Origin of the sequence: Herbiconiux sp. (genome assembly GCF_004297105.1) — a bacterium.
GTDB lineage: Bacteria > Actinomycetota > Actinomycetes > Actinomycetales > Microbacteriaceae > Herbiconiux.
In genome coordinates, this window is sequence record NZ_SCVE01000018.1 from 367,145 (window position 1) to 388,352 (window position 21,208).

Below are 21,208 nucleotides of genomic sequence, written 5' to 3' on the forward strand. Positions count from 1 at the left end.
GTCTGCAAGCTTGCCTGCACTGACTCCCGTCTCAGCATTCGCCCTCTTCTCCATCAACGATACGAACCTCGTACTCCCGCGCGGGGCCGCCCCCACCGTCGAGGAATGCCAGTACGAGCCGCGTGCTCGCACCCGTAGCAGCTATGAGGGCCCGCCCATATGCGAGCAACTGCGGAGCGTAGTACGCAGCCCGAACCGGTATCGCAGCATCCGGCACCGTATCTGTCTTATAGTCCACCACGACGAGAGTCCCATCTTCCTCGCGCACGATCAGGTCAACATACCCTTCGAGCACTGTCCCGTCCTCGACCGTGCCAACGAACGATTCCTTCCAATGCTGCAGCCCGCCCGCTCTCTGCACGATCGGCAGCCCGAGCGCAGACAGTACATAGCTCAGTACCACGTCAGCATGCTCGGTCACTCCCTCCGCCACGCACTGCGCCGCGACGAGAGCCTCCAAACCCGTCGGTAGCGCCAGGTCCACAGACTGCAGCACCCCATGCACCGCGCGCCCTACCAGGTCGCCGTAGCGCCCCTTGAGCCACGGTGCCGTTTCCAGATCACGAGCGCCCTTCGCCGCTCCCGCGATCTGCTCGGCGAGACCCGGATCCGCCTGCAATGCGATCTGCGGATCCGACCCCTCGAGTCCCGACGCACTCTGAGAGGCCGCCCGCGCTCCGAGCACTCGTGCAGCATGAACTCCCGCGCTCCACTCCGCGAACGTCAACGGCGGGTCAACCGGAACCGCTGTAGACATAGCGAACGGCACGGCCGTCGGCTCGAGAACGGCCGCGCCGAACGCATCCACCGCTCCCGCTTCCACAAGCAGTCGCGCATTGGTCTGGGTCTTGCCGACCTTGCGATGGAGTGACACCACGAGATGATCCGTCGCCCTCGTCGCAGCCACATACAGCAGCCGCTTCCGCTCGAACGCGTCCATCTGCTCATCGAGCGGCTGCACAGCATCGAAGTCGTTTGTCTGCATCCGCGAATTGAGCTTCACCGCGTAGTCGCCATCCGTCCACAGCAGCTGCACTCCCCGCGACGTCGACGGCTGCGACGACATACCTGAGAGCACCACCAGCGGAAACTCGAGCCCCTTGGCCGCGTGCACGGTCATGATCCGGATTACGTCCACATCCGTCTCCGGCAATACCGCCTCGATCACGCGCGACGAGTCGTCCGCCTGCCGCGACGCCCAAGCGAGGTAAGCCCGCAGCCCGCCATGCTGCACGCCCGACCACGCCCGCGCCTGATCCACGACGAACCGCAACCGTCGCCACTGCTCCCGCCCGCGCGGCCCCGCGAATGATTCCGCCACCTCGAGCATCCGCCGATCGGCGATGATGCGATCGAGGATCTCCCCGGGCGGCAGCCAGCGCGCCTGATTCCGGATGCCTCGCAGCGCTCCCAGTGCACGACCCACAGGATGCTGCACCAATTCGGGCGGCACGGACCAGTCGAGCGATATCCGGCCCCCGGCCCGCTTGTAGGTCCACAGATCGTCATCGCCGCATCCGAAGAGCGCCGACCGCAGCGCCGAGACGCAGGCCAGCTCATCGCTCGGGTCGGCGATTGCTCGCGCTGTCATCATGAGGTCGCGTACCTCAGCCCCCTGGTACACCAGCGAGCTAGACTCCGCGCGATACGCCAGACCCGCCGCGTCGAGCGCTTCCTCGAGGAACGGCAGCGAGGTCCGCGCCGGCACCAGCACGGTGATGTCACCGCGGGCGATCGGCCGCCACAAGTCGCCATCGCGCACGGTCCATCCCTCGTGCAGCGCCTGCGTGATCGTGGCAGCCACGTCAGTCGCCTCGAACTCGCGCAACTCGGCCGCGTTGGTGTCTTTGTCGTGCTCCTCGGCGCCCAGGATGCTGACGGCCGGCCCCGAGAGACCGTCCTCAGAGCGGTGCTCGTCGAGCGGCTGATAGCGCGGCTGTGAGTTGTCGGTTTCGACGATCAGCTCGCTGAAGACTGCGTTGACCCACCCCAGCACCGACGGCACCGTGCGGAAGTTGGTAGTGAGCTGCACCTGCTCACCGATGTGCTGCGAGGCCTCGAGGTAGGTCTCAATGCTCGCGCGGCGGAAGCGGTAGATCGACTGCTTCGGGTCGCCCACCACGAAGACCGATCCGGCCGGCACCACGATGTCGCGCCAGTCGTCGGCATCCCCCGACTCCCCGGCCGCAATGCGCAGCGCGAGCTCGAGCTGAATCGGATCGGTGTCCTGGAACTCGTCCAGCAACAGGTGGGGGAAGGTCGCCTGCAGCTCCCGGCGCACCGAGGCATCCCGCCGCACTACATCGCGAGCAAGCACGAGCAGGTCGTGGAACTCCAACGCACCCTCAGCCCGACGCGCCGATGCTGAGTCGAGCACAGCCTGAGCGATCCACCGCACCAGCGGGCGCAACGCTGCATCAGCGATGCGCTGGTACTCCGTTGCGACGCGGTCCTTCAGATCGATGCAATCCCTCCTGAGGTCGGCCAAGGGTGTCCTCCAATTGCCTGCCTGGCCGTAGCTCGTCTTGAGGTCGCCGACGTCCGCCAGAACGCCGAACACCTCGGCTCGGCTCGTCGCTGCAATCAGTCGCTGCCCCCACACCTCGAACCGATCGAGATTAGGCAAGTACTTGTCGGCAGGGTCGCGGCAATCGGCGCGCCGCCACGCAAGCGCCACGGCCTCCTCACCGAAGTGCGTCAGCGGCGGCACAGTCATGGCGGGAGCCGGATGGGCGAGCACGTGCGACTCGATCAGATCCCAATCGTTCCCCAGCGCCATCGCCAGCGAGCGCAGGTGGTCGAGGCTGATCCCGGCCGACAACGCCAGCTCGACGGCATCCGCCAGCACTTCGTCGTCGAGCAGCGCCCGCCGCACCTCCGTCCAGCGCGACTCGAACGCCACCGATGACCCCACCTCGTCGAGCACCTCGATCAGCGGAGGCAGCCCCGCCTCGACCGGAAACATCGATAGGATCCGCTGCGCGAAGGAGTGCAGCGTTCCGAAGGCGGCCGAGTCAAGATCATCCAGCGCGCTTTCGAGGCGAAGCCGCCGCGCGGCATCCGTCACCGACTCGTCCTGAAGCATCGTCTCGAACGCCACCCGCAGTCGATCACGCAGCTCGGCGCCCGCCTTCTCGGTGAACGTCACCGCGGCGATACAGCCGAGCGGCACCGCTTCTCGGTCGACGAGCGTAGTGACCCGGTCTACGAGCGACTTGGTCTTGCCCGACCCGGCACCGGCCTCCACAAACAGCGACGAGGCTGTATCGAACGCGATGCGGTCACGAGCAGGCCGATCACGCAGCGAGGGACTCATGAGGTGGCCCCCGCATCCACAAGAGCAATGAGCGAGGCGAGCGCAGGATCGTGCCGCTTGCGTTCATATCGCAACCGCGCCTCCCCGTGACCGATTTCGTCGGGGTTGCAGTATCGGCATCGTGTGAACATCACATCCGGCGCCTCGGGCGGCTTCGCAGGGAACAGCCCCGACGCGATCGACCCCACCACCGTGCCGACCACATTCCGGTACCGCTCGCGCCGAGCATCATCGAGTGCAGCGCCGATTCGCGTTCCCCGGTCGCGCCGCACGAACCAGTACTCGGCTTCGATCTCGTCGGCATCCACACCGAACTCCCGCGCCGCCGCCGCGACATACACCGGCAGCTGTAGCTTGGTGCCGCCCACCACGATGTCGTCCTCGATGCCCTTGAACGAGGCCGCCTTGCCGGTTTTGATGTCGGTGACGATGAGCCTGCCGTCGCTCGTGCTATCGACCTTGTCGATGCTGCCCGCCATGTGAACCACCCCGCCGTCGACCGCAACCTCGACCGGCGGCCGGCCCCGCATTCCAAACACCACCTCTGTCGCAACGACCTGCGACGAATTCGCCGCCCGGTACTCCGAGTCGGCGTCGAGCATCAGGTCGAGATCGTGCAGGATGGCGGCCCGCTCGCGAGCCCACAGCCGCGGATGCCCGGCGAGACCCTGAGCAACGTACTGATCACCGAGCCCTGATGCGATATCGCGCAGCAGCAGCTTGTCGGCATCCGTCCATGGCTGTCCGAACCCTGGCAGACCGCCCTCGTCTGTCAGCTGCCGCACGAACCGGTCAAAGGAGTCGTGCACGAGTTGTCCGCTGTTGAGCGGCGAGATCGTCACGATCTCCTCGGGCAGTTCGACCGGTTGGATGCGCAGCAGCCGCTTCACGAAGTAGGCGTACGGGCAGTCCGCGTACTGCTCGAGTGTCGTCGGCGCCACCGTGATCGGTTCACGCGCGTAGTCGGGCAGCCCCTCGACGCCACGAAGATCGCCGTCGAAGCGCGAAAGCCCATCGGCGGCACGGGCCTCCAATAGCACGAGTGACGAGTCGATGATCGCGTCGCTCGGCGGCGTGCCCGCGGCAACGGCCCGGATGCGCCACTCCTGCTCGGTGGCGGGTTCAGCGGTAGTGCGCAGCTCATTCCAGTGCGAGGGCGCGACGAGGATGGCGTCGGAACGAGCGTCCTCCCACTCTGTCGCCGCAAGATCGGGGCGCCCGCTGAGCGCGCGAAGCGTCGGCAGTAGCCACCGACTCGGTAGCCGCCCCACGTTGCGCCGCAGGTCCCCGCGCGCAAAGGTCGCCACGACATCGGGCGCACTGCCAAACGCGATCAGCAGCTGCCGCCGTTTGTCGGCGATCGATTCCCGAGCAAGCGGCAACTGCCCCGGCACCAGCCGGCGCACGCTGTCGGGCAGAATCGGATCGGGCGTCAGCCGTCCCGGGAAACTGTCTTCGGCCAACCCCACCACGTAGGTGATGTCGGTGCTGAGCCCCACGGATGCCGAGATCGGCGCGAGATATACGCCCTCACCGAACCGCCCCACGTTCGAGAGGGCATCGTCGAACTCGAGCTCAAGCACATCCTGCAGCAGCGCCAGTGAGGCGGTCGGCTGCACTGCATCGAGTTCGCCGAGCCGACGCAGCGTCTGCTCGAGCACTACGGCGGCGTACTGCTCGTCGAGGGGTAGGTGTCCAGCTAGTTCCTCGGGCGCCCCGAAGCAGCGATGAAACATCTCGACCGCCCAGGAGGAGAGGGCACTCCACGATCCAAGCTCCTCACCGCGCTCAAGCTCCGAGCGCAGCCCTGCCACGAAGGCCCGAAGCTTCTCGATCGACTGCACCCTGCCGTTGAGGCGTACGACCCGTTCCCGCGTCTCGTCATCGAGTTCGGATGCGGCGGCCACTTCCTCGTCGCCGCCCCGGTCGACGCCATCACGCGCCACCAACTCCGAGGCCTTGGCCTCGAGCTCGCCGATGAGTCGCGAAAGCCGCACTTCCCAGTCGTCCCCGCGCACCACGCCGGCCTCGCGTGAGATCCGCTCCCACCGCGCCGCCGGTATCCGTCCTCCATCAGCCGCCCGAATCGGCGCTTGATCGATCGCCGCGAACACGTCGGCCCGCGCGAACTCACCCCGAGGCAGGTCGAGCACTGCGAGAAACCCGCGCACCAGCGCGCGATCTCGGATGGCGGCCACGCCCGGCCCGTTCACCACGATGCCCGCGGCAGCGAAGTGGTCGTGCAACAGTCGCGCGTATGGCTCGCGCGAGGCGTAAAGCACGGCTATGCGATGCCCGGGTGTCGCGCGCATCCGCTCGAGCACCTGGCGGGCCACCCACCGCACTTCGTCATCGGAATCGGAGGCGTGAAACACGAGCCCAGCCGTCGGGAAGGCGGCGGCGTCATCGCTATGCTCAACGTCGACTCCCGCGAGCCGAAGGGAGTTCACGACGGGTTCATCCGCCGCTCGATCCCCGATGACCCCGACGATGGCCCGCCAATCGGCAGCCTCAGTCAGCACCTTCAGCAGAGCCGTTTCCCGATTCGAGAGCACCTGCGGCAGATAGATCACCACCTGCCCGAGTCGCTGAGCCCGCTGAGGCTCCCGCTCGAGCACGGCCCGTGCGACATCCAGCAGCTCTGGAGAGTCATACCATCCGGATGCGCGCCCCCACGCATCCCGGTGCAACCGCACCACCTCTGCGGCGAGCGTCTCCGATCCCGCGAGCACGTCGAGCGCCGGCTCATTCAGATCCCTCAGAGCAAACCCGGCTCGCACCAGAGCCCTCACAGTCGACGGATGCTCGGCTACAGCCACCAGCGATCCAGGCGCCTCCCCAAGCGCCGCCCGATACAGCGCGGCCGTCACTGCCGAGGTGGCGGGCCGCCGCTCCCCCAGTTCGCCCACCGTCAGCTGTTCAGCGAGCCGCGCCAGCGTGGTGACCTCGATCGCGGCGACCCCCTCGCGCCCGCCCACCCCCCGCGCGAGATGCCGCCGGGCCACCATCCCCGCCGCATTCGACGGCACGATCACGGTCACCGGCGCCAGCGAATCCGCAGCCTTCGCCTCGCCGACAACCTCCGTCAGCGCCGCGAGCGCCGCCGCCCCGTATCGCGTGTATCGAATGCGCTCAGTCATACTCTGGCCCCCCGGCCCATGTCACGCAGAGCCCCATCGACGCCTGCGAGCCTCAGGTTAGTCCCCACCGGTGACATCGCGTCGCGCGCGATCTGCCTGACCCAGATCTTGCTTGAGTAGTTGCTACTCAAGCGAGCTATCGTTGAAGAGGAATGCCGGGACCCTAGTCGGCGTGCGAATTTACGAGTCGGGGGACTCCATGGCGATTGTGTTCGGTCGAATTGACGGAATTGAACCCGGAACCCCGTCGTCCCGAACGACGTGCGCTACCAAGCTGCGCCACAACCCGGTAATCACCGATTTCCTAGTGTTAGTAAGGAACTCGGCTGAGAACCACTTCTCATTATAGTCAGTCATTTTGGGTTGCTTGCGGTTGTTTTCCATGAGTTTCGCGTGACCATTCGCGCCGGTTCACGCCGCATGGGAACCTCGTTCGTGAAGCCACCGCTACCCGACTCTCGCAGTTGCGCAAACACGATGGGCTCACCCCCGTGAACAGCTTACTTCTCGGTCTCCGTGTTCTACCTCTTGGATGCTCCAGCATCGTCAGGAAGGAACCCCGGATATGGCCGAGAGCTTCTCGTTTGAGAACATTTCTGATGAACGCATTGCGCGACAAGTGCTCGCCTGTGTGGTTCCACCCGAGGACGAGATCACCGGGGATCTGCTGCGTAAGCACTCCGCCGTTGAGACAATACGACTCGCGCTCTCCGACGAACCTCTGCCGAGGGTAGACCGAGCGAAGACGCTGTTATGGCGTCGCCGGTTCGACATCGCGGATCGTGATGAGATTCGAGAGAGCTTCATCCGGGGAGTGGAGGCTGGGTGCGGGGTACTGATTCCCGGCGACAAGGACTGGCCGACAGTTCTCTCAGAAGTCGAACCGTCACCGCCCTATGCGCTGTGGGCTAAGGGGGACACGTCGCTCCTGCGCCTCAGAACCCCCGGGCGCATTGCTTTCTTGGGCACTGACACCCCGAGCGAGTATGGCACTTGGTGGGCGTCCACGGTCGCAGACGAGCTCTCCGGTGAGGGTCTGCACGTTGTCGCCGTGGGAGGCAAAGGGATTCCCGCTGACGCGGTGCAGGCGGCATTGGATGGCGGAGGAAAGCCGCTGGTTATTGCGCCGCACCCGCTCGATGCGCCAGACGACGAACTGCTCCCCATGTATGAAGCCATCTCAGAGCAGGGGCTGCTGTTGAGCGAGTGCCCTCCGGGTATTGCTCCTCGGAGGGATGCCGTGGAGAAGAGCCACAGGATCGCCACTGGGATCTCGGGAACCACGCTTGTCGTTGAGACCTCGGACGACGCAGCGCCGATGGCAGCCGCACGTCGCGCGCACGCAGTGGGGGCTGACGTGTTTGCGGTTCCCGGCGACGTGCGCCGCGAACACCTTGGAGCGAATACGCTGATCGCCGAACAGACGGCAGACCTCGTGAGCGACGCCGAGGACATCTTTGGGATCGTACACATCAAGATCAACATCGACCTGTTCGGCCCAGAGAGACGACCCACTGAGCGATCTACCGCGCGCCCCGTATTGAGTAGGTGAGGTTTCCAGACGTGCCTATCGACGGTCAACTTTCGTTTGATATTGACGAACTCATCCGCGAAGACCTGCGCGCGAACGCACCTGAGTGGCAGGGCGCGCCGTTGTACTTCACCACGGACTATTACTCACCCAGCGAACTGGACGCAGCGTTCCAGCATTGGAAGGTGCTCTACGGGAACTTCGGCTGTATTCCGCTCAGCCATATGTGGCACCGGGGGTTCTCGGGAATCAGCGACCGTCTGACGTTCCAAGAGCACAGTATCGCGATGTTCACCGCCGATCTCAGAGCCGAACCAGAAGCCGAGGGCCCAGGGGACTTGATCTATCAAGCGGTCTGCGAACCTTGCGATTGGCATCACGTCAGCGGTACGGAAAATGGCGCTGTGGAGGGATGGCATGATCACGCTGTGCCTGGGTGGCGCGAACTTCCGGTGATCCCGGCGCAGGTTCGGGTGAGAGAGCAATCCAGCCTTACCAAGCTTGGCCGAAGATGGATCGAAGCCCACTACCCACCCGAGATGCAGGTGCCCGGTGCACCGATGATCACCGAGCGGGCACGCTACGCGACTCGGCATGTCGCCGGGCACTCGCCCTGGGGAGGCTATGACCTCTCATCTACTGCACTCGGCCAGCCCGCGTCAGACGACAACGCCGTTGCGCGTTCCTCGCCCAAGCTCCTATCTGCGCCAACCGCACAACCAGCGGTTTCTCCTGGGGCTCAGGTTCTCAGGCGGTAACACCGTGTTCGGAGCCGTGCTGCACTCGATGAACCGGGCAGATACTGCTATCAAACAGGGCCGGGCGATGTTCAGCGAGGTAGCTGCCGTGGTCGTTGCGTCTCGGGTCGAGTGCTCGGCCGAGCACGATCACTCGTGCTGACACGCCGATGGCCGCAAAGGCTGCCGCGAGTGACTGCGCGTGGCCGCCGGTCACCCAGGTATCGTCAAGGATCAGCACCCGCTCTGCCCCTTGCATCTGGGTCGGGTCGATGCGCCAGTTACTCGGGTTGAGCTGCCGCCGGTGCGCTCGAGGCGCACCAACTTCACCCACATACTCGGGTGTGACGCGGGGGCGGTCATCACGAAAGTTGCCGTAGAGCAACGTCTCAATCGGATGCGTGCCATTTCGTTGTCCGCTGGTGCTCGGCACATGCGTGATCGCGTAGGCGCGGCTGTCTGAGTCGGGCACAATACATGCGCTGTGCTTCGCAAAGGCAAGGATGAACAAGGATCGCAGTCGACGCCATTGCGTCTGTACCGCCTCCGGTGTCTTGTACTGGCGAAGATCGAGGTAGCCCTGGCCGCTATAGCTGTGGGTGCCGTAGTCGAGGCCCTCGGGCATGGGTGCCCAACTCAGCGGCACCACATCATGTGCGAGCTGGTGGCCGCTCGACTGCGCGCTCTCGCATGGGGAGCACAGAAGATACTGCTCGCTCGTGGTCGGCGCGGTGCAGACTTGGCACAAGCCTGGCGCTGCTGGCGGCGCGTTGTAATACGCGCCGCGTATCTCGGCTTCGAGACCGGCCAGGAACTCCTCGTTCACAAGCTCAGGAAAGATCCCGCTGAAGCTGCGAATGCGCGGTCGCGGTCAAGAATCTGCCGCACCGCTTCGTGCGCCTCATCAGCATCGCCAACGACAGAGATGTCAAGACCCGCATCAACCATGTCTCGGCCCCAAGTGGTATGGTTCACCACAGCCCGCGTCAGGATCAAGGGGCGACCATGCTTCACCGCGACTCGCGCCTGGATGCGGGTGCCCGAGTGTTCACCAGCCTGCACGATGACCGACATCGCTGAGCAACCACTCATCACGACGTTACGCATCGGGAAGTTGCGCTTGTGAATCTGCGTGCCCGGCGGGAACTGCGACAACAGAAGATGCCCGGCCACCTCGGCTTGAAGCGCGCGGTTCTCGGTTGGGTAGCTGAGATCGTGCCCGGTGCCGATCACACCGATGGTGCGGCCAGGCGCGTCGAGCGAAGCTCGCATTGCAGCCTCGTCGATGCCTTTGGCGAGGCCACTGATAACTGGGGTGTTATCGTTCGCGAGTAGTGTCGCGAGTCTGCTCGCAAAGTCTCTCGCTTCGGGCGCTGGGTTGCGCGTGCCGACGATCGCGACCGCATCTGAATCGCGCACGTCCATGTGCCCTTGCCAGTACAGCACGGGTGGGGCATCGTGCGCCGTGCGCAGCTGACGCGGGTAGTCGTCGCCCCAGAGCGTCGTGACGTGCACGCCCTGCGCTTCGAAGTCGCGCATCAGTTCTGCCGCCCCGTTGAGTGCCGCCTCAACGCGGTCATCGAACAGAGCGTTGCCGAACTGGGCTTCGAGCGCGGCAGACGGGGTGCCACATTCCTCGATCAGACGCCGCGTCCTCGCCCACGAGAAACCGGGGGCGCTGGCGAGAGCAAATAGCGCCAGATTCTCCGATTGATTCTCCATGTTCCAAGAGTAGTCTCGACCGCTGACAAAGTGGCTCCGCGCGCCAGAGAACTATGGACTCTGATAAGAATCGAGTGCATTCTCTTGCAGTCAGGCGTACAGTGGGAGTCACACAGGCGATCTTCTTTAGGCCCTCAGCGGCATGACGGAACGGTCTTGACCGGGATGTCCTTTTCTCAGCGTGTACGTCGCCGCGAGAATCAAGGACGCCCAAAATGCTCACTCTCATCTGGCATCTCAGCAGCTTCGCGAACGATCTGTTGCAGCGGTACGCTCCGACGAACCGGCTGATCGGCTTCCTGCGCCGCCGCGAGAATCTCCGCTTCGGCGTACCGGCGATGCTGCTCTCGATCCCCTACCTGTTGATCGCACGCGGCGCTCTCGCTCTGATTGAGGTGGGCGCTCCCGAGTGGCTATATCTCGTGTTCATTCTCTGCATCTGGAACGCGATCAAGTTCCTCGTGTGGGGGCCGATCAGCCTGACGGTACTCGGCAAAGCGAGGTTGCGCGAGGCACGCGAGCTGAAGCGCATGGCGCAAGAGACCGTCGTTGACGAGTGCGGCGCCGAGCCTACGACTTCTCGCCGGTAGCGGAGCCACTTGCTCAGAACAGTGTCGGGCCGTCGTACTTTGGTGCGGCGGCTCTATGCGCGCCGGATGCCGTTCGAGCGGTTCGCGCGGCGCGCGCGGTCTGAGGTTCGGATGGGTTCAAGCGTTCGGCGAGCACGGCTTTCACGTCGCTCCAGATGTCGGGCCGGTCAGTGTGGCGGTCTCGCTCGCACGAGCGGCGCAGGTCAGCGAGGAATCTGGTGCGCCGCTCTGGTGTGGAGAGTTGCTCGTAGTAGAACCCTGCACGGTCGTAGTGGGCGATGAACCCGAAGTAGCCCGAGTTGTATAGGCCCTCGTAGAGCTGGTTCGTGAATCTGTCCTCCGGGTAGTCGTCTGCGATGAATCGGAGTAGCGCGTTCACGAATCGGGCTTTGCGCGCTGCGGTTCCTGACGGATAGCCAGAGTCGAGGAACTTGTCGACGGGTTCTCGCTTCACGGCCATCGCTCACTCCTCGCTCACGGTTCTCGGGGTGAGAACGAGGTGCGCCTGACTGGCCGTGCTCGCTATCGTGCCGGGCCGCGATGCGAGCGCCCGGCTGCCGGTCTCGGCATGTCTGACGGTGCAGTTTGGCGGGCGATCTGCTGAGCACGGATAAGCGCCGCCGCAGCGCGTTCGTAGTCGATGCGTTGCCCGATGCTCTCTGGCTCGGCTCCGAGCGGCTGTGTCTCGTTGGTGTCGATGCCGTGCCGGTCGCGGTATGCCGCAACGGTCATCAGCCCAGTCCGCCAGCGCGCCCGATCCTGCTCATTCTCCGGCGCGGCACCGACAGCGGTCACCCACTGCTCGCCGCGTTCGAAGGCGGTGTCGATGATCGCGGCGGCGCGCGCTTCGATGAGTTCCCGCCGCTCATCGAGTGCGGCACGCATCTCGGCGCTCATCTCTCCGACCGCTTCGGGCAGTAGTCCTACGATGAACCGAGCGCGCGGCAGCGCGCCACCCGTGCCGAGCCGGGTCACGGCTTGTTCGAGTCGGTAGTGCAGCACGGAGGCGATGTCGTCGGCGTCCGCGAAGCCACGCGCCCGCACAAGCCTCGGCATGAGCGTATCGACCGGGTGCCTGCTGGCCTCTGCGCGTCGGAGCTCAGCGACAAGCGCCCCGAACGTCTCCGCACTCACCGCCTCGTCTACCTGCGCGTCGGTCAGCCCGGATGCCGCAAGCAGCCGCGCCCATCTGTCTTGTTGCGCGGCGGCGGCGATGGTCTCGTACTCGGCGACAAGCTGCGCGATCCCGCCCCAACGTTCCTGCTCGGCAGTGATCGTCTCGTGTGCCGAGAGTTCAGTCCCGACATGCTGAAGCACGCCCTGGAGCACGGTGCGGGCGGTCGCGTCACGGTTCTCGCCGGGCTGCGGCACGCTGTGCGCGGGATCGAGCCGATCCGTGGCGACATAGGCTCGGTTCGAGTATCGGCCGCGCGTCATGGAGACGTAGAGCACTTCCCTGGTCGTGGTGGCTTCGACAAGGGTGTGCGCGGTGTCGACGGTGACGCCCTGGGCGCGATGCGCGGTCACGGCGTAGCCGAGGTCGACGTGCTCGGCAACGTAGGCGGCGGGCAACAAGATCCCGCCCCCGCGTCGCATGGTGGGTGGTCGCACGAAGACCGAACCGTCATCGCGCACGTTCGTCACTACCCAGCGTTCACCGTTGCGCACCCATCCGTGTGCCGAGCGCAGGCGGCGGTCGTTCTTCCTCGTGATGATCGTGTCTCCCACACTCATGCGGCTGCCGTCGCCCAGTTCGATTTCGCGTTCGGCGTCGACAAACCCGTGGGCGATGAGGTCGCGGCGTGCCCGTTGGTTCAGTTCGGTGACATTCTCGACGGTTTCTGCGATCAGGATCGTTCCTCGCCCTGCCTGCCGGTCTTCCCACCAGGCCCGGTATGCGGCCTCGGCCATCTCGTCAATGGTGCCGCCCCTGATCCTGCCGTGCTCCATATAGGTGTCGATTACCGGGGCGCGGCGGTGGCGCAACTCGAGCGAGGCGCGCTTCTCCCAGTCGTGTTGCAGCCGCCACACCTCCGTCAACTCCGGCGTGCCCTCAGCGCGGTCGTTCACGATCAGGGAGAACGCGCCGCCCACGCCGACCGACTGCAACTGCGCCGGGTCACCAGCAAGCAGCACTTTCGCCCCGGCCCGCTCAGCCTCACGGGTGATGAGGTCGAGCGAGTGCGTGCCCGCAAGCGACGCCTCATCAAGAATCACCAGCTGACCGCGCGTGAAGGTCTGCCCGGTGCGCTCGAACACTTCCCGCCATTTCGCGGTGTTATCGGTCGGGATACCAAGTTCATCAGCGAGCACCCCTGCCGCAACTGCTGACGGGGCAAGCCCCACCACTGACCCCTCACCGTGCTTCCATTCCCAGGCACGACGCAAAGCGCCCAGCGTCGTAGTCTTCCCAGTACCTGCAGGCCCCACGAGAACATCAACGATGCGCCCTGAGACCGCGATCCGGGCGAGCGCGTCGCGCTGGTCGGGGCCGAGAATGCGACCCTCATCATCGGGTTCACTCGCGAACCGCTCGATCGTGTCGAGCGCGAGCCTGGGGCCGGCCATGCCCCGCGCTCTCGCGATCAGCCAATCCTCCGCAGCAAGCAACGCCGTCGATGAGAACAGCGTCGAGTGCTTCGGCCGAAATCTTGTAGAGCCGTCAGCACGCTGGAACTCGGCGGGAGTAACGGCAAGATCGGGCGGGGTAAGCGTCAGCGATGCCTGCTCGGCAGCATCAGCGATCATGCCGACTACGCCCTCGCGATCCTCGGTCGACGCGAACCTGAGCCACATCGACTGCCGGGATGCTTCGGCCATGAGGTTCCAGCGCCGCCAGGTCGAACGCTTCTCACCCACCGTCTCGATGACCTGTTGCCCGAGTGCTGCGATCATGTCGAGCGGCACATCGTCGGCGCGCAACAACCGCACGCCCGAGCTTCTGGGGTCGTGTTGCCACGCAACACGGATCGCCCACGCCGTCGCATCTTCGCCGAGGATCACTGTTGCACGATCCCGCCACTCGCTCGTGAGGTCATCCAGCGATCGCACGTCTTTCTCGGGGCGTGTTGCGAGCGTGGCCTCCTGCAACAGCTTGATGACCTGAGCCGACGACGGCCTGCGACCATGACGCGCCACGAACTCCTCGATCAGGCGTTCTTTCTCGACTTCAATATCGCGTGCGCGTCTCGAGAACGCTTTGATCAGTTCCTCCGGCACATCACTGATCGCCCACGACTGATTCCGGCCCGCGCTCTGCTCGCGTGATTCCCACGAGACCCCGAGCAGCCGGGTGAGTGAGTCAGCGAAGATCGCCTCATGCAACTCGCTCAGCGCGACCGTCGCCGCGTGCAGGGGTCGCCCGTCAAGCGCGAGCCAACGCCCGGTCTGGGCGTGCTGCACCTTGTTCGACACCACCACATGCGTATGCAAGTAGGGGTCGTGCAACCTGGAGTCGTAGTGGTCATACGCGGCTGCAACAACCCCGGTGACGTCGAGTTGCAGCACCGCACCGTCAGGGCCGCGTGCGCCACCCCGTGTTGCAGCGACCTCGCGCTCCATGAACTGCAACACATCAGCTATGGCGGCGTGGTGCGCTTCCCAGATGAGTTGTTGCGTGCCCCCATCAGCCACCGCCCACAACACCGATGCCGACTTCGGGATCGAGAACGTAAAATCGAAGCCCGCGACCGCTTTACGGCTCTTCTTCGCCGCTTCCTCCGCTTCAATCACGGTGACCGCTTCGGCGCGCTGTGAGGGCGTGAGTTCAGGATCGAGCGCGGCAATGCGAGCGGCAACGCGCTCATCGAGCGTCTGGAACTGGCTGTAAGGTCGCCCCAGCGCGTCGCCGGATACCGGATCTCGGCCCATTCCGATGAGCAGTTGGAGCTGCGTCTCGGTCACCGTATCGCCAGTCACAATCTGCCCGTCAGCGAGGCCGCTCAGACCCGAACCGAGCCACCTGCCAGGCGGGGTACCTTCTTCGCTGTAGTAGCGCGTCAACGGGGTCGACATGGCTCTATCGCCGTCACCATACGCGACCGACTTCAAGAGGTACTTGTACCCGTCACCCGCCGTCATGCGACGCATAGAAACTGTCATCGGAGGCCACCTTTCACATTCGAAAGGTGGCCTCGACAGCCCTCGCTACGCGGTCAAATCAGAGTCGACTCGCGGCCTTTCAGCCATGATTGCAAGATATGTGAACCTGAAGGAAGTGGTGGCTTGAAGCATCCTACGAAAAGGACATACATGTCATCTCTGCACCGTGGGCTGAAGAACTAATGGGTCTGATGCACGTTTAGGTGACATTCTGACCTGACCTACAGTTTGGTTTCCACTCGGGGTAGCTAGTCGATGGCCTCCATGAAAGGCTCACCAACATGCCACGCCCGTATCCACCAGAGTTTCGTGCACGCGCGATCGCGCTCGTCCGCGAGGGCCGACAGGTCACGCAAACCGCTGCACACCTCGGCATCCACGAGGTCACGCTGCATTCCTGGCTCCGTCAAGACGATATAGATTATGGCCGCAGACCCGGTAGATCTACCAGCGAAGACGCTGAGCTGCGAGCAGCACGACGCCGAATCAGACAGCTCGAGCAGGAGCTGAAGATCGTGAAACTGGCATCGAAATGGCTCTCCGAGGAGGAACGAGTCGACCCAAAAGGGCGCACCCGGTGATCGACCGTCTCGTCGACACCGGGGCACCCGTAGAGACCTGTTGCCGCCTTCTGGGCGTCTCCCGGCAGGGCTATTACAGATATCGGAAGCGTCCCACGAGCGCCACGCAATTGCGGAGGCAGTGGCTCACGGGTCTGATTCGTGAAATTCACACGGCCTCGCGCGGAACATACGGGTACCGGCGCATTCATGCTGAGCTCACGATCGGGATGGAGATACCGTGTTCGAGTCGACTGATCTCAGTGCTGATGACTCGGGGCGCGATGTACGGGCTTCCGGGCCCGACCCGGGTGAAGCGATTGAAGGGAGTGGCTACTGCTGATGATCTCGTGCATCGCAAGTTCCACCGGCTGTCGCCGAACGAGCTCTGGGTGACGGATATCACGGAGCATCCCACACGGGAAGGAAAAGTATTTTGCGCGGCCGTACTTGACGCGTGTAGCCGCAAGATCGTGGGATGGGCGATCGATTCCAAGCAAGATTCAACTCTTGTGGTGAATGCCCTCGATATGGCGCTTCGCGCGCGAAAGCCTGCCCCTGGTGGCATCGTCCACGCTGATCATGGAGTTCAGTTCACCTCGTGGGCGTTCACCCAGAAGATCCGCTCTGCAGGGCTTCTGCCGTCGTTCGGAACCGTCGGTGATGCCCTTGATAACGCGATGATGGAATCGTTCTGGTCATCGATGCAGATCGAGTTGCTGAACCGGAAGAAATGGAGAACGCGGATTGAGCTCGCGAACGCGATATTCGAGTACATCGAGGTGTTCTACAATCGCAGACGAAGGCATTCGTCGTTGGGATATCAAACGCCCACGGACTTCGATCTCGCCCTCTCAAAGCAGTTAACATCCGCCTGAAGCTAGCGACCGGGACTGGAAACCAAACTGTAGGTCAGGTCAAACTGTCACCTAAACGTGCATCAGACCCCCCACATTCGGTTCCTCCGACCTGGACGATTTGATGACATCGTCGAGGTTGCTGTGGTTTGCTCTCACGTCGGCACCTCGAGCTTCACACTAAGCATGCGATTGGCTTGCGAGAACACAATCCTCGCCGAAATCAAGAATGTCTACGTCAACGTCGATTCTGCAGCGGCGAGATCTCGCCCTCTTCCCCATGCAGTGGCGACAGCACTTCATGGCGAGATGATGTCATCCGCACTGCTTGACGTCGACCAGCAATCAGAAAGCTGAGCAAGACAATGGCGCTCAAGCCCTACGAGCAGGAGCTGCTCGATCGCGTCAAGTCCGGTCGCGGGATCCTGCACGTCGAAGGTCGCGCCGGAGATTGACGGCATCCAAGACCCGGCGACTCCAAGACCCGACTGCACCCGTTCGAGCAGCTCTCGCTCGAGTTGGGACAAGGCCGTTGCGCCCGTCTCGCTGGTCCTCGTTCTCATCACGGCCGCGCTCACCGCCCACTCACGAGATTGGCGGCGCGCGCGGTCCAGTGCGTCTTCGACTCGTCGCGTGCGTACTCACGGCTGTCGGCATAACCGTAGACCTTGTAGAGCGCGGTCGCCCCGAGCCATCGCACCGGCTCGAACTCCCAGTTGCGCGCCTGACGCCCGACCCAGGGCAACTTGGTCAGCTTCGTGTCCTCTCCTAGAATCAGGTCGCGCATGGTGCGCGCAGCGAGATTGGTGCCTGATAACCCGTGGCCCACGTAGCCACCGGCGGACAGCACTCCACTCGAGCGATCGAAGTTCACGGCGGCGCACCAATCTCGGGGCACCCCGAGCACGCCTGACCACGACTGCGCGAGGCTCACATTACGCAGAACCGGGAAAACCTCGCCGAGGCGTTTCTTCAACTGCAGCACTGCCGAGTCGGCGGTACGACCGTCACGATCGAAGCCCGAACGGAAATTGTACGGTACGCCGCGGCCGCCGATCGCAATGCGTCCGTCTTGTGTGCGGTGCATGTAGGTGAAGCTGTGAGCCATGTCTCCGACCAGCTCGGCGCCGTGCCAGTTCACCGCATCGAGCTGGGCGTCGGTTAGGCGTTCGGTAACAACCATGCTGCTGTTCATCGGCAGCAGCTTGCGCGCCTTGCCTTTGAGCGAGAGTGTGTAGCCTTCGAGCGCCTCCACGACGAACTTCGCAGAAACGACGCCGCGGTCGGTGTTCACGCGATGCGGTTCCACGCTGAGCGCCGTGGTGCCCTCAAAGATCGTGACGCCGAGCCGTTCAACCGTTTCGGCCAGGCCCCGCGTGTACTTCGCGGGGTGCACCCGGGCGCAGTGCGGCGTCCAGTAGCCTCCCCGCGCACCTTCGATGCGTACCCGATCTGCGAGCTGCGATGGCGATAACTCGAACACGTCCTCATCGCCCCAGCCCTGCTCCTTCATTTCCGAGATATGTGCGCGAGCACGGCCGAGCTGCGCGGCATTCGTCGCCGCGTGGATCAGCCCGTCGTGCACCAGGTCTTCTGCGAAGCCTTCCGCACGGGCTACCTCGACGGACTCGTGCACGGCACCGAACATCTCGCGCTGCAGTGCCCGTGCGCTTTCGACACCGCCCGATTTGGCGTAGCGGCGGAACTGGCCAGCCGGTTCGGCGCTCATCCAGCCACCGTTTCGGCCCGATGCCCCGAATCCCACTTTTTCCTTTTCGAGAATGGCGATCTCGAGCTCTGGCCTCGCCTTCTTCAGGTAGTACGCGGTCCAGAGCCCGGTAAGACCACCACCGACGATGGCTACGTCGACGGAAGTGTCGCCTATGAGTGGAGCGCGCCGTTCGGTCCCCACCGAAGATCGCATCCAGAATGAGATCTCACCATTTACGGGGCTTGAGTACAGGTGTGTTTGCTGCGTCATGTGTGTCTAGATCCTCTTCGAGGCGAAGGTTCGATGACGCGAGCCTAATTCGAGATTACGCCTCACCTGATCGTGGAAGCGTATGAGAATTGGTGTCGGTTCGTATGGTTGTCTAGTCCTAGCGAAGGGGGTGCCACGCCTTGCCTCATTGGCTTTGGGTGGCCTCCCAGGCCTGATAAGCGATCCAGAACGCTGCGAGGTCGGCCGATCTGGTCGCGCTCATGCCAGTTTCTTCCTCGATCCGATTGAGCCTGTATGAAAGCGTCTGTCGGTGGATGCCGAGTTCGTCGGCAGTGATTTGCCAGTGGCGATCATTCCGCAGGTAGGCGAAGAGGGTTTCCCTGAGTTTTTCGGCAGCAGCGCCGGGGCCCGCCAGGGTGCCAAGCACACCGGAGATGATCTCTTCCGAATCTCGAAGGGATCTGGCGAAGACGGCTATCGTCGTACCTTCGAACTCCACCCACGGATTATCGCTGTGTCGAGAAGCCACGAGCACCTTAGCCGCTTCTTCCGCGGCCGCGCGTGCATCCCGATAGTCAGTGAATACTGAGGAGACGCCAAAACGGATGTCCGATGCCATCGCGAGCTTCTTCATCGATTCAACTGCGGCACGGGGTAGCAGGGCGAGGTGGCTGGTGCGCCCCGGCCCCACGAGTACGGGAGCCTCGCGCAGCGCCACGCTGAGAGCCACCCTTTGGCCGGCTTCTGGCGTGAAAGCCACGAGATGATAACCATCGGCTATCGAAAACCCGCCGAGCAGATCATCCGCGTCATGGGCCTCTGCGCCGGAGAGCAGCAGACTCAACGCGTTGGCGGAGCGTTCGGCTCGCAGGCGCGCAGCATCGAGCAGGCGGTCGACGCCGACTTCTAGCACCTTCATAAGGTGCACCAGGATGAAGCTATCTAGCGGTTCCCCTTCGTGCTCGAGCACGAGCAGGTCCGCCGGGTGGCGTCCGCGCAGGGGATAGCGTCGTTGCGAGCACCCCGCGGCACCGAGATGCAGGGAGTCTGAGTCGAGCACAGACATGCGAGTGATGCCGTCCTCGACAACCAGGCCGACTCGCAGCAAGGTGGAGAGACTCGTGATGAGTTCTTCTGGGTTCTGCGCGTTTGCGGAGACCTGGTAGAGCTTGCTTAGTTTGAGCACCTGCAGAATCTGGGAAGAGGAAGTCGCCGCGGCGACATGCCGCGAAACCACAGCGTAGGGGATCTCGGCGGCAGTGAGCAGGATCGGGAAACCCAGTCGGTCCGCGGCGGCGAGCATGTCGTCGCTGAGTGGCGGAGCGATGTCGTGATCCCCGACCATGAGCCCGGAAAGCCCCGCCATGTCGAGTCGTTCGACGAAGGCGGCCTGATCCTCCGCCCGCTGCGGTATGCACAGCCCTACCGTAAGCAGCAGCTCGTGAGGCCCGAGCCACCGCTCAGGAGCACTCATTTCGCAGCTGTGGGCCCAGAGCACCTCTCGGGAGAGGCCGTCGCGGCCTGCCAGCACCGATATTCCGAGACTTTCGGTCGAGACGAGATCCTCGAGCCGCATCACGGCTTCCGTGTTTGCCATACTCAGATCATGCCACAGAATTCTAACCCAATTCATATCAAAGTATAGTTGAGCAATTTTACGGCATCACTTTTTATGGGAAGGAACCTTTCCCGCCAGAACTACCAACAAGGAAGTTGACCGACTGTGTCTATCGGATCGCGGCGCCCATCGAGTAACCGGCGCCACGAAACAACCACGGCGACCTGCCTCCTCCGTACTTCGTTCTAAGGAGAACCGAATGTCTGCTGACCAGCGCGAACTTGTCCTGGCACTGAGCTGCCCCGACCAGAAGGGCTTGGTCAGTGCGGTCGCTGGATACTTGTTTGCGCATGGTTGCAACATCGTGTCGTGTCAGCAGCATGAGGATGCGCTCAGTGGCAATTTCTTCATGAGGGTGCGTGCCAGTTACCTTGCGACGACTTCGCTAGAAGCGCTGCAAGCGGCATTCCAGGCGACGGCAGACACCTACGGAATGACCTGGATCATGACCGACTCGGCAACCCGTCAACGAGTCGCGATCCTCGTCTCCAAGGCCGAGCACTGCCTCAATGACTTGCTCTTTCGCTGGCGCAGCGGCCAATTGAAGATCGACATCCCGTTTATCGCCTCGAACCATCCCGACCTCGCGCCGGTGGCTGAGGCTGCGGGCATCCCCTTCCATCACATCCCCGTCACGCCGGCCACGAAGCCCGAGGCTGAAGCGAGACTGCTTGAACTGATCGATGAGCACGATATCGACCTCACCGTGCTTGCCCGCTACATGCAGATTCTCAGTGACGACCTCAGCCGTGCGCTCGAAGGCAAAATGATCAACATTCACCACTCGTTCCTGCCCGGGTTTAAGGGCGCAAAGCCCTACCACCAAGCGTATGACCGCGGTGTCAAGCTGATCGGGGCCACCGCTCATTATGTGACGAGCGATCTTGACGAGGGGCCGATCATCGAGCAAGAGGTGCTGCGGGTCAACCACAAGCTGATGCCAGAAGACCTTGTTGCCGTAGGCCAAGACGCCGAACGCGTAGCCCTGTCGCGCGCCGTGCGGTGGCATACCGAGCACCGGGTGCTGTTGAACGGCACGCGCACCGTCGTCTTTAACTAGGTCCGAAACGTAGCTCTGAGAACAAATAGGACAT

14 protein-coding genes and 1 tRNA gene are annotated in these 21,208 nt (G+C 63.7%); 6 read left to right on the forward strand and 9 right to left on the reverse strand.

Going from position 1 to position 21,208, the window contains the following annotated elements; genetic code table 11:
* Positions 1-31 precede the first annotated feature (31 nt).
* The 3 genes from EPO52_RS15330 to EPO52_RS15340 all read right to left on the reverse strand — a co-directional run bounded on the left by EPO52_RS15330 (position 32) and on the right by EPO52_RS15340 (position 6,745).
* Complete coding sequence (locus tag EPO52_RS15330; protein ID WP_290808112.1) at positions 32-3,316, reverse strand: UvrD-helicase domain-containing protein; 3,285 nt, start codon at positions 3,314-3,316, stop codon at positions 32-34.
* Positions 3,313-5,892 (reverse strand): PD-(D/E)XK nuclease family protein, encoded by a 2,580-nt coding sequence (locus EPO52_RS15335; protein WP_290808117.1) that lies wholly within the window; start codon positions 5,890-5,892, stop codon positions 3,313-3,315. The genes EPO52_RS15330 and EPO52_RS15335 overlap by 4 nt, the downstream gene beginning before the upstream one ends.
* 780 nt (positions 5,893-6,672) lie before the next feature.
* Positions 6,673-6,745: transfer RNA gene (locus EPO52_RS15340), tRNA-Pro, on the reverse strand.
* Between the two features lie 276 nt (positions 6,746-7,021).
* Between EPO52_RS15340 and EPO52_RS15345 the strand changes: the two genes are divergently transcribed.
* Positions 7,022-8,008, forward strand: coding sequence for a DNA-processing protein DprA (locus tag EPO52_RS15345; protein WP_290808121.1), 987 nt, complete (start codon positions 7,022-7,024; stop codon positions 8,006-8,008).
* Positions 8,009-8,019: 11 nt separating this feature from the next.
* On the forward strand, positions 8,020-8,745 hold the full coding sequence (locus EPO52_RS15350) for a DUF6349 family protein (RefSeq protein WP_290808124.1): 726 nt from the start codon (positions 8,020-8,022) through the stop codon (positions 8,743-8,745).
* On the opposite strand, the gene EPO52_RS15355 is transcribed toward EPO52_RS15350, so the two are convergent.
* The gene (locus tag EPO52_RS15355) at positions 8,735-9,550 is read right to left on the reverse strand and encodes a hypothetical protein (RefSeq protein WP_290808128.1); all 816 of its coding nucleotides are present in this window, start codon (positions 9,548-9,550) and stop codon (positions 8,735-8,737) included. The genes EPO52_RS15350 and EPO52_RS15355 overlap by 11 nt on opposite strands.
* On the reverse strand, positions 9,547-10,446 hold the full coding sequence (locus EPO52_RS15360; protein ID WP_290808131.1) for a DNA-processing protein DprA: 900 nt from the start codon (positions 10,444-10,446) through the stop codon (positions 9,547-9,549). The genes EPO52_RS15355 and EPO52_RS15360 overlap by 4 nt, the downstream gene beginning before the upstream one ends.
* Positions 10,447-10,661: 215 nt before the next feature.
* Here EPO52_RS15360 and EPO52_RS15365 point away from each other — a divergent pair, with 215 nt between their 5' ends.
* Positions 10,662-11,036 carry a sulfate permease gene (locus EPO52_RS15365; RefSeq protein ID WP_290808134.1) on the forward strand — a complete coding sequence of 125 codons (375 nt, stop codon included), beginning with the start codon at positions 10,662-10,664 and terminating at the stop codon, positions 11,034-11,036.
* A 13-nt stretch (positions 11,037-11,049) separates the two neighbouring features.
* On the opposite strand, the gene EPO52_RS15370 is transcribed toward EPO52_RS15365, so the two are convergent.
* Complete coding sequence (locus tag EPO52_RS15370) at positions 11,050-11,496, reverse strand: hypothetical protein (RefSeq protein WP_290808137.1); 447 nt, start codon at positions 11,494-11,496, stop codon at positions 11,050-11,052.
* 62 nt (positions 11,497-11,558) lie between these two features.
* Positions 11,559-15,137, reverse strand: a complete 3,579-nt coding sequence (gene mobF / locus EPO52_RS15375; protein ID WP_290808139.1) for a MobF family relaxase — start codon at positions 15,135-15,137, stop codon at positions 11,559-11,561.
* Positions 15,138-15,418: 281 nt separating this feature from the next.
* On the opposite strand from mobF, the gene EPO52_RS15380 reads away from it, so the two are divergent.
* Positions 15,419-16,575 (forward strand): IS3 family transposase gene (locus EPO52_RS15380; protein WP_290808142.1). Its coding sequence is split into 2 segments (ribosomal slippage): positions 15,419-15,695 and positions 15,695-16,575, totalling 1,158 coding nucleotides; the frame shifts between segments, so codons are not numbered across the junction.
* A gap of 57 nt (positions 16,576-16,632) precedes the next feature.
* The gene (locus EPO52_RS17825; RefSeq protein WP_363340564.1) at positions 16,633-16,911 is read left to right on the forward strand and encodes a hotdog domain-containing protein; all 279 of its coding nucleotides are present in this window, start codon (positions 16,633-16,635) and stop codon (positions 16,909-16,911) included.
* 217 nt (positions 16,912-17,128) lie between these two features.
* On the opposite strand, the gene EPO52_RS15385 is transcribed toward EPO52_RS17825, so the two are convergent.
* Positions 17,129-18,535 (reverse strand): FAD-binding oxidoreductase, encoded by a 1,407-nt coding sequence (locus EPO52_RS15385; RefSeq protein ID WP_290808145.1) that lies wholly within the window; start codon positions 18,533-18,535, stop codon positions 17,129-17,131.
* 145 nt (positions 18,536-18,680) lie between these two features.
* Positions 18,681-20,093, reverse strand: coding sequence for a PucR family transcriptional regulator (locus tag EPO52_RS15390; RefSeq protein ID WP_290808148.1), 1,413 nt, complete (start codon positions 20,091-20,093; stop codon positions 18,681-18,683).
* Positions 20,094-20,313: 220 nt separating this feature from the next.
* Between EPO52_RS15390 and purU the strand changes: the two genes are divergently transcribed.
* The gene (gene purU / locus EPO52_RS15395) at positions 20,314-21,174 is read left to right on the forward strand and encodes a formyltetrahydrofolate deformylase (protein ID WP_290808151.1); all 861 of its coding nucleotides are present in this window, start codon (positions 20,314-20,316) and stop codon (positions 21,172-21,174) included.
* Positions 21,175-21,208: the final 34 nt, after the last annotated feature.

What these genes read in the sequence shown, in the direction of transcription:
- EPO52_RS15360 (WP_290808131.1), bottom strand. Translation starts at nt 10,446, where the DNA reads ATGGAGAATCAATCGGAGAATCTGGCGCTATTTGCTCTCGCCAGCGCC.
- EPO52_RS15390 (WP_290808148.1), bottom strand. Translation starts at nt 20,093, where the DNA reads ATGGCAAACACGGAAGCCGTGATGCGGCTCGAGGATCTCGTCTCGACC.
- EPO52_RS15385 (WP_290808145.1), bottom strand. Translation starts at nt 18,535, where the DNA reads ATGACGCAGCAAACACACCTGTACTCAAGCCCCGTAAATGGTGAGATC.
- EPO52_RS15370 (WP_290808137.1), bottom strand. Translation starts at nt 11,496, where the DNA reads ATGGCCGTGAAGCGAGAACCCGTCGACAAGTTCCTCGACTCTGGCTAT.
- purU (WP_290808151.1), top strand. Translation starts at nt 20,314, where the DNA reads ATGTCTGCTGACCAGCGCGAACTTGTCCTGGCACTGAGCTGCCCCGAC.
- EPO52_RS15330 (WP_290808112.1), bottom strand. Translation starts at nt 3,316, where the DNA reads ATGAGTCCCTCGCTGCGTGATCGGCCTGCTCGTGACCGCATCGCGTTC.
- mobF (WP_290808139.1), bottom strand. Translation starts at nt 15,137, where the DNA reads ATGACAGTTTCTATGCGTCGCATGACGGCGGGTGACGGGTACAAGTAC.
- EPO52_RS15345 (WP_290808121.1), top strand. Translation starts at nt 7,022, where the DNA reads ATGGCCGAGAGCTTCTCGTTTGAGAACATTTCTGATGAACGCATTGCG.
- EPO52_RS15365 (WP_290808134.1), top strand. Translation starts at nt 10,662, where the DNA reads ATGCTCACTCTCATCTGGCATCTCAGCAGCTTCGCGAACGATCTGTTG.